Origin of the sequence: Sphingorhabdus sp. EL138 (assembly GCF_945882965.1) — a bacterium.
GTDB lineage: Bacteria > Pseudomonadota > Alphaproteobacteria > Sphingomonadales > Sphingomonadaceae > Sphingorhabdus_B.
Genome location: NZ_CAMCWY010000035.1, coordinates 1 through 7384, shown reverse-complemented (window position 1 = coordinate 7384; position 7384 = coordinate 1). Strand labels below are relative to the sequence as shown.

General features: G+C 56.1%; 9 protein-coding genes, 1 tRNA gene and 2 pseudogenes. 5 read left to right on the top strand and 7 right to left on the bottom strand.

The features are described 5' to 3' along the window. A partial coding sequence (locus Q0N43_RS11390) for a helix-turn-helix domain-containing protein (RefSeq protein ID WP_295446443.1) occupies positions 1 to 254 on the bottom strand: 254 nt, incomplete at its 3' end. A gap of 77 nt (positions 255 to 331) precedes the next feature. Here Q0N43_RS11390 and Q0N43_RS11385 point away from each other — a divergent pair. The 4 genes and pseudogenes from Q0N43_RS11385 to Q0N43_RS11370 all read left to right on the top strand — a co-directional run. Then, positions 332 to 661 (top strand): annotated as a pseudogene (locus Q0N43_RS11385) (translocation/assembly module TamB domain-containing protein); the annotation flags it as partial. After that, positions 661 to 846, top strand: coding sequence for a hypothetical protein (locus Q0N43_RS11380; protein ID WP_295446441.1), 186 nt, complete (start codon positions 661 to 663; stop codon positions 844 to 846). The pseudogene Q0N43_RS11385 and the gene Q0N43_RS11380, both read left to right, overlap by 1 nt. Before the next feature lie 76 nt (positions 847 to 922). Then, positions 923 to 1594 (top strand): glutathione S-transferase family protein, encoded by a 672-nt coding sequence (locus tag Q0N43_RS11375; protein ID WP_295446439.1) that lies wholly within the window; start codon positions 923 to 925, stop codon positions 1592 to 1594. 17 nt (positions 1595 to 1611) lie between these two features. Next, a pseudogene (locus Q0N43_RS11370) lies at positions 1612 to 2271 on the top strand (ATP-binding protein); the annotation flags it as partial. A gap of 63 nt (positions 2272 to 2334) precedes the next feature. Here Q0N43_RS11370 and Q0N43_RS11365 read toward each other — a convergent pair. From Q0N43_RS11365 to aroA, 6 genes are all read right to left on the bottom strand, one after another. Continuing rightward, a tRNA-Leu gene (locus tag Q0N43_RS11365) sits at positions 2335 to 2420 on the bottom strand. A 57-nt stretch (positions 2421 to 2477) separates the two neighbouring features. Further along, a complete protein-coding gene (locus tag Q0N43_RS11360) occupies positions 2478 to 2756 on the bottom strand; it encodes an integration host factor subunit beta (RefSeq protein WP_295446437.1) in 279 nt (92 codons plus the stop codon). Positions 2757 to 2972: 216 nt separating this feature from the next. Next, a complete protein-coding gene (rpsA, locus tag Q0N43_RS11355) occupies positions 2973 to 4679 on the bottom strand; it encodes a 30S ribosomal protein S1 (protein WP_295446435.1) in 1707 nt (568 codons plus the stop codon). Positions 4680 to 4928: 249 nt separating this feature from the next. Next, entirely contained in the window at positions 4929 to 5555 is a 627-nt protein-coding gene (locus tag Q0N43_RS11350) for a d(CMP) kinase (protein WP_295446433.1), read from the bottom strand. Then, positions 5552 to 5830, bottom strand: a complete 279-nt coding sequence (locus tag Q0N43_RS11345; RefSeq protein ID WP_295446431.1) for a hypothetical protein — start codon at positions 5828 to 5830, stop codon at positions 5552 to 5554. The genes Q0N43_RS11350 and Q0N43_RS11345 overlap by 4 nt, the downstream gene beginning before the upstream one ends. Continuing rightward, positions 5827 to 7161, bottom strand: coding sequence for a 3-phosphoshikimate 1-carboxyvinyltransferase (gene aroA / locus Q0N43_RS11340; protein ID WP_295446429.1), 1335 nt, complete (start codon positions 7159 to 7161; stop codon positions 5827 to 5829). The genes Q0N43_RS11345 and aroA overlap by 4 nt, the downstream gene beginning before the upstream one ends. A 155-nt stretch (positions 7162 to 7316) precedes the next feature. On the opposite strand from aroA, the gene Q0N43_RS11335 reads away from it, so the two are divergent. Further along, the coding region (locus Q0N43_RS11335; RefSeq protein WP_295446445.1) for an FYDLN acid domain-containing protein at positions 7317 to 7384 on the top strand (68 nt) is incomplete at its 3' end.

Below are 7384 nucleotides of genomic sequence, written 5' to 3'. Positions count from 1 at the left end.
CCGAGATGATATTTGCTGCGCAGGTAAAGGACCTTCTCCACGATCTCGGGTGGCGTCTGGTTAGCAGGGTTCTTTGGAATGGGCTTTGCATTGATCAGCCCGGCTTCGCCGTTCCGCTCGAATGAGGCTTTCCAGCGGTAGAAGCTTGACCTGCCAATGCCGAAGTATCGGCATGTTTTGCCTACATCACCGATCTTCTCAGCATGGCGCAGCACCTTTAGCTTGCGCTGAATATCTCGTTCTTCCTTGGTCATCGGTTCCATCCTTCTGCTTGCCTATCGGCAATATGAAAGATGTCCCGCGAGTCCGTACAGTCCTACACATCGCCGAATTGTCTGCCATTCAGGCGGTCCAGCTTGCAGGGTCACTCAACAGCTTGCGCGGCGGGTCGGGCGGGCTAAATCCGCTGGGTGTGCTGCAATCGGCGACGGGTCTTGACCGCTTGCGCCTGTTGAATGCAGATGCGAATAGCGGGCGCGAAACGGCGGTTGCATTCGGCCAGTATATTACCAACGACGTCTATGTCGAAATCGTAACTGACGCGCGCGGTTACACCGCAACGCAATTTGAAGTCAGCCTGACCCGCGCGCTTTCTGTGCTTAGCCAGATTGGCACCAGCGGAACATCGAACGTCAATGTTCGGTATAAAAAGGATTATTGATGCGCCGGTTCCTGTGTGTGCTCACTGTGACCATATCTTCCTTGCTGGCGGCGGGGTGTCAGCAGGATTTTAACACGCAATATGCGGAAACCGCGCGCAAAGTGAAAGCGGCTGAAGCAAAAATCGATCGTGAAATGGCAAAGGAAGCCAAGCGTGAGCCTGGTGAAAATGGTAATTCCGATTAGGGTCCTGACCTTAACGCGTTTGCTTTTGGGACGACGCCCCCTTCACTTTCTGTGCAACCGGTCCTAACAGATGCACATGTGGCAACTCCATCAATATCCGCTCTGTCCCTTTTCGCGCAAAGTGCGTCTGCTGCTTGGCGAAAAAGGCGTGCCATACAGCTTGGTGCGTGAAAATCCGTGGGAGCAGCGCGACCAATTTGTACAAATGAACCCAGCGGGACGAACGCCCGTCATGCGCGATCCGGAGCGTAATATTACGTTGTCTGATTCGGTGGCGATTTCGGAATATATTGACGAAACCGTCCCAACCAACCCGATGATCAGCGGCACCGCGCAATATCGCGCCGAAATCCGCCGCCTCGTGTCTTGGTTCGACGAACAATTTTATGGCGATGTCACGCAACCGCTTTTGCATGAACGTATGAAGAAGCGACTGATTGATCGTCAACCGCCCGAAGCCAAAGTCCTGCGCGAGGCGATGAAGTTGGCGAACGGCCATCTCGATTATATCGACTATCTTATCGACCACCGCGCGTGGCTGGCGGGTTCAACAATGACGATGGCTGACCTAGCTGCAGCGGCGCAGATTTCAGTAGCCGACTATCTTGGCGGCATCGATTGGAATGGGCATGAGCAGACGAAGGCTTGGTACGCCATGTTTAAATCGCGGCCCAGTTTTCGGCCCCTTCTGTCCGAACGGATGGAAGTCATCGCGCCACCCAAGCATTATGAACAGGTCGATTTCTAAGTCCGCAGAACGCCTGATTGCGCCCGGGCGAAGTGAGCCTTGCGCATCTTGGTGTTCTGTTCCTCGACGAACTACCCGAATTCCAACGCGGCGTGCTCGACAGTTTGCGACAGCCTTTGGAAACCGGCGAAGTCAGCGTCGCACGGGCCAACAGCCATGTGACCTTCCCCGCCAATGTCCAATTGGTCGCTGCGATGAACCCTTGCCGCTGCGGGCATCTTGGCGACGCCGCTTTGGCATGTAGCCTGGCACCGCGTTGCGCGGCGGACTATCAGGCGAAGATATCGGTGCCATTGCTTGACCGGATTGATCTGCATGTCGAAGTGCAGGCCGTCCGCGCCGCAGATTTGGTCCTTCCGCCCCCCGCCGAAGGTTCGGCTGAGGTGGCCGCAAAGGTGCAGGCCGCGCGTTTCCTACAAAGCAAAAGACTTCAAGCCACTGGCTTGCGTACCAATGCTGATCTTGATGGCGATATACTGGCAGAATTTGGCACCCCGGACTCAGCGGGGCAGAAGTTACTGGCCCAAGCGGCAGAGGCGATGCGCCTATCGGCGCGCGGCTACACACGCATATTGCACGTTGCCCGCACCATCGCCGATTTGGCTAACGCCACTGACGTCTGCCGTATTCACATTGCCGAGGCGCTAAGCTACCGACGACAACCCCCACGCAATTGAGCCGAAATGTGGGGCTTGCCTTGCATGCATGATCAGTTAACTCAAACGGTCCCTAGGGCCGAATGGTGCGGATGGCGGGACTCGAACCCGCACGCCCTTACGGACAACAGATTTTAAGTCTGTAGCGTCTACCATTCCGCCACATCCGCTTAGCCCTGCGCAGACAGCATTACGCCCGCAGGGTCAAGTGCCTTTGCACCAACAAGTTATTTGTTGAGGCTTTCGCGGACTTCTTTGCCTGGTTTGAAATAAGGTACGCGCTTTGATGGCACTTCGACCGATGCACCAGTGCGTGGGTTGCGCCCCTTGCGTGGGCTGCGGTCGCGGGTAGAAAAAGCACCAAAGCCGCGCAATTCCACACGCCCACCATCTGCAAGGCGTTGAATGATTTGGTTAAAAAACAGATCGACGATCTTTTCGACTTCCTCTGTTTTGAGCTCCAGATTCTCGGCTTCAAGCTTTTTGATCAACTCGGAACGGATCATATTATGTTCCTCTCTTATGGTTATCTAAATGCGGCGCAGTGCGCTTCTCAAAGGTAATTTTACAATACTTTACAATAATGTCGATACGCTGACAGAAATTTTTTATCATTACAACGGTCTTTCAACCGGTTCGTGCCAAAGCTACCAAAAAACCCGCTCCTCGTTGAAGGAGCGGGTTTCTAATACGTCGTTTTGGATGCTAGCTTTAGCCGAAGCTTACTTCTTCACGCCCTTGAGTGCTTCACCCAAGATGTCGCCAAGCGATGCGCCGGAATCGGACGAACCATATTGCTCAACGGCTTGCTTTTCTTCGGCCAGCTGAAGCGCCTTGACCGAAAAGTTCGGCTTTTTCGAGCGGTCGAAACCTGTAACCATGGCATCAAACTTCTGACCAACTTGGAAGCGGTCCGGACGTTGCTCGTCACGGTCACGGCCAAGATCGGCGCGCTTGATGAAGCCAGTTGCGCCATCTTCGCCTGCCTGCACTTCAAGGCCGCCATCGCGTACTTCAAGAACGGTCACAGTGGTGGTGCCACCCTTCTTCAGGCCGCTTACCGAAGCAGCGCCGGCTGCCGACGGGGCACCCTTTTCAAGCTGCTTGATGCCAAGCGAAATGCGCTCTTTCTCGGCGTCGATGTCAAGAACGATTGCCTTAACGGTTTCGCCCTTGCGGTGAAGGTGCAGGGCTTCTTCGCCGGTGATGCCCCATGCGATGTCGGACATGTGGACCATGCCGTCAACGTCGCCGTCGAGACCAATGAAGAGACCAAATTCGGTCGCATTCTTGACTTCGCCTTCAACGGTCGAGCCAACCGGGAACTTGTCAGCAAACGATGCCCATGGATTGTCGTGCGCTTGCTTGAGGCCAAGCGAAATGCGGCGTTTTTCCATGTCGATTTCGAGAACGACAACGTCGACTTCTTGTGAAGTCGAAACGATTTTGCCTGGGTGCACGTTCTTTTTTGTCCATGACATTTCCGAAACGTGGACCAGACCTTCGATACCGGCTTCGAGTTCGATGAACGCACCATATTCGGTGATGTTCGTGACCGAACCCTTCAACTTGGTGCCGACGGGATATTTGGCAACCGCGGCATCCCAAGGATCGCTTTCCAACTGCTTCATGCCAAGGCTGATGCGCTGTGTGTCCTTGTTGATACGGACGATCTGGACCTTAACGGTGTCACCAATGTTGATGACTTCGCTTGGGTGGTTGATGCGCTTGTAGCTGATGTCGGTGACGTGCAGCAGGCCATCGATCCCGCCCAGATCGACAAACGCACCATAATCGGTGATGTTCTTGACAACGCCGTCGATGATTTGACCTTCGGCGAGGTTCTGGATGAGGCCAGTGCGCTGTTCTGCGCGTGTTTCTTCCAAAATCGCGCGACGCGAAACAACGATGTTGCCACGCTTGCGGTCCATCTTGAGGATGACGAATGGCTGGGCGATGTCCATCAATGGCGCAACGTCGCGCACGGGACGGACGTCAACCTGGCTGCCGGGCAAGAATGCCACTGCGCCGCCCAAATCAACGGTGAAACCACCCTTCACACGGCCAAAGATAACGCCGTCAACGCGGTTGCCAGCATCGAATTCGCCTTCAAGCACATCCCAAGCGGCTTCGCGACGGGCGCGATCGCGGCTGAGCATGGCTTCACCGTTCATATTTTCTACGCGGTCAACGAAGACTTCGACTTCGTCGCCAACCTTCAGGTCGACTTTTTGGCCGGGCATAGCGAATTCACGCAGCGCCACACGGCCTTCGGATTTGAGACCCACATCGATGACAGCATGGTCATTATCGATTGCGGTTACGGTGCCTTTTACGACGCGGCCTTCAAAGCCACCGTCTGCGCCACCAAGTGATTCGTCGAGAAGTGCTGCGAAATCGTCGCGGGTCGGGTTTGGCGAAGTTGCCATAGGTTAGAGTGTCCTTACGTACATTTTGTCCGGCCAGTCGGTTGGTTCCGACGGTCTTTGACCAGAGTTGCCCTGATGCCCGAATAGCAGCAAAGCGTCCAAAAACGGTGCATATCGAACCAAATTACCACGTCATGCTGAACTTGTTTCAGCATCCATCCATCAACTTAGACCAAGGGTCAGCGAGGCGAAATGGACCCTGAATAAAATTCAGGGTTACGGTGTGTTCTATCGATACACGCCGGCTGCTTAGCTCTTGCGAAGTCGAGACTCCACCAAAGCGATCGCAGCTTGAACGGCGTCGCCTATAGTCAAATCGCCGGTATCAAGCAATAGCGCGTCTTCCGCCGGTTTTAACGGCGCATCGGCGCGGCCCGTGTCGCGTGCATCCCGTGCCTGAATGTCGCTGAGGATATCGGCAAATGCGACATCGTTACCTTGCCGCTGCATTTCTGCATATCGGCGCCGTGCGCGTACCTCTGCGGGCGCGGTGACGAACAGCTTCACGTCTGCATGTGGCGCGATCACTGTCCCGATATCGCGCCCGTCGAGCAACGCACCGCCGGGTTGATTGGCAAAATCCACCTGCCGCTTGTTGAGCGCCGCGCGCACTGCGGGGTGGATGGAGACACGGCTTGCTAATCCGCCAACTTCTTCGTTCCGCAAGCTGGGGTCATCAAGCAAGCTGTCCGGGAACCCGCATCCCGCCAAAGCGTCCGCGGCATCGTCGGCGTTGCCATGATGCAATTGCACGTATCGACCGACCGCCCGGTACAGCAGGCCGGTATCCAAAAATGGCAACCCAAAATGCGCGGCGAGTGCCTTCGCCAACGTGCCTTTGCCAGAGGCAGTTGGCCCGTCAACGGCGATAATCATTCGGCCGTGCCTATATCGATACGGCGCTTCATCAGCGCCTTCATAATGCCGAACACGGCAATCGCCATCCAGACAAATTCCAATACCATCGTCGGCAAATTGAAATTCACCGTCAACGAAATGGTCAGCAATGCTGCACCAAGGAAGTTTGCGACGTTGAACCATAATGCGTTCATCTGCGCTGCAAGGTTGCTGTACGCAAACGCCGCCACGATGAAAAAACTACCTGCGAAGCCGATAAGGTCAGCGGCGAAGGGCGATACATAATCGGTCAATGTTGAACCTGCAGATTATGTAAGATGGTTTCAAATGTCGGAAAACTCGTCGCTATGGGCGACACGTCATCCACCGTTACCGCATGATAACAATGCTGGCCCGCCACAGCGAAGCTCATGGCGATGCGGTGGTCGAGCGCGCTTGTTACCGTCGCGCCGCCTTCTAATGGTTCTCCTCCGCTGCCGTTGATGACAAGGCCGTCTTCGCGTTCTTCAACCCGTGCGCCAATCGCTTTCAAGCCCGTCGCCATGAGCGCGAGGCGGTCGGATTCCTTCACGCGCAGTTCGTCGAGGCCGCTGGTCGTTGTTCGGCCCTGCGCCATGCTAGCGGCGACGAAGAACACCGGAAATTCGTCAATCATGCTTGGCGCAACATCCGGTGGCACGTCGATACCGCGCAGGACAGAATGCCGCGCGGTGATGTCTGCAACGGGCTCGCCGCCAACTTCGCGCGCGTTGGAATATCTGAGGTCAGCGCCCATCGCCTCCAACATCTTGTAAATGCCTGTGCGCGTCGGGTTCATGCCAACATGGGTGACGGTGACTTCGCTGCCCGGCGTAATGAGGGCTGCAACAATGAAAAAAGCTGCGGAGGACGGATCACCGGGAACATCAATTTGCTGCGGCTGTAACTCTGCTTCGCCCATCAGGCGGATATGGCGCACGCCATCGGCATCAACATCGACCTTCAAAACCGCGCCAAAACCGCGCAGCATCCGTTCGCTATGGTCGCGGGTGGGCACAGGCTCGATCACTTCAGTGATGCCAGCGATGTTCAACCCGGCCAGCAAGACGGCGCTTTTAACTTGCGCAGAGGCGACCGGCAGACGGTAGCTGATCGGTATGGCAGGCACCAATCCGCGCACCATCAACGGCAGCATCCCGCCGGGGCTTGCCGTAAACTCGGCGCCCATTTGGCTGAGCGGATCAATCACGCGGCCCATCGGGCGTTTGGACAGGCTGGCATCGCCTATGAAGGTCGCGGTCAACCGGTGGCTGGCGACCAGCCCCATCAATAGCCGTGTCGAGGTCCCGCTATTGCCCATGTCGAGTGCGCCAGATGGCTGCATCAGCCCGCCCACGCCCACGCCGTTGACGGTCCAATCGCCTGCACCGGTACGTTCTATATCCGCGCCCATTGCCCGCATGGCCGCAGCGGTGGCGAGCACGTCTTCGCCTTCCAGCAAGCCTGTAATTTTGCTTTCACCCACCGCAAGCGCGCTCAACATAAGCGCGCGGTGGGAAATGGATTTGTCGCCAGGAACCTTAAGCGTGCCGCGTAACGGGCCGCTGGGCTGGAAACTGCCGGGTCTGGGAACTGCGTTGTGCATGATGTTTTGCGCTTTGCGGATGATGCGCGTTCAAGTCAACGACCACAGTAATTTTTGACAGCGGCGCGTCGCTGTGGCAAAGGCCGCGCCAATTGACGGTGATTCACAGATGTGCGTTGCCTTTCCAAGCCAGTTTAAAAGGATTTAAGCCCGCCATGATCAAGGCTGAATGGGGAACCAAGCGCACTTGCCCGAAATGTGGCGTTCGTTTTTACGACCTGAC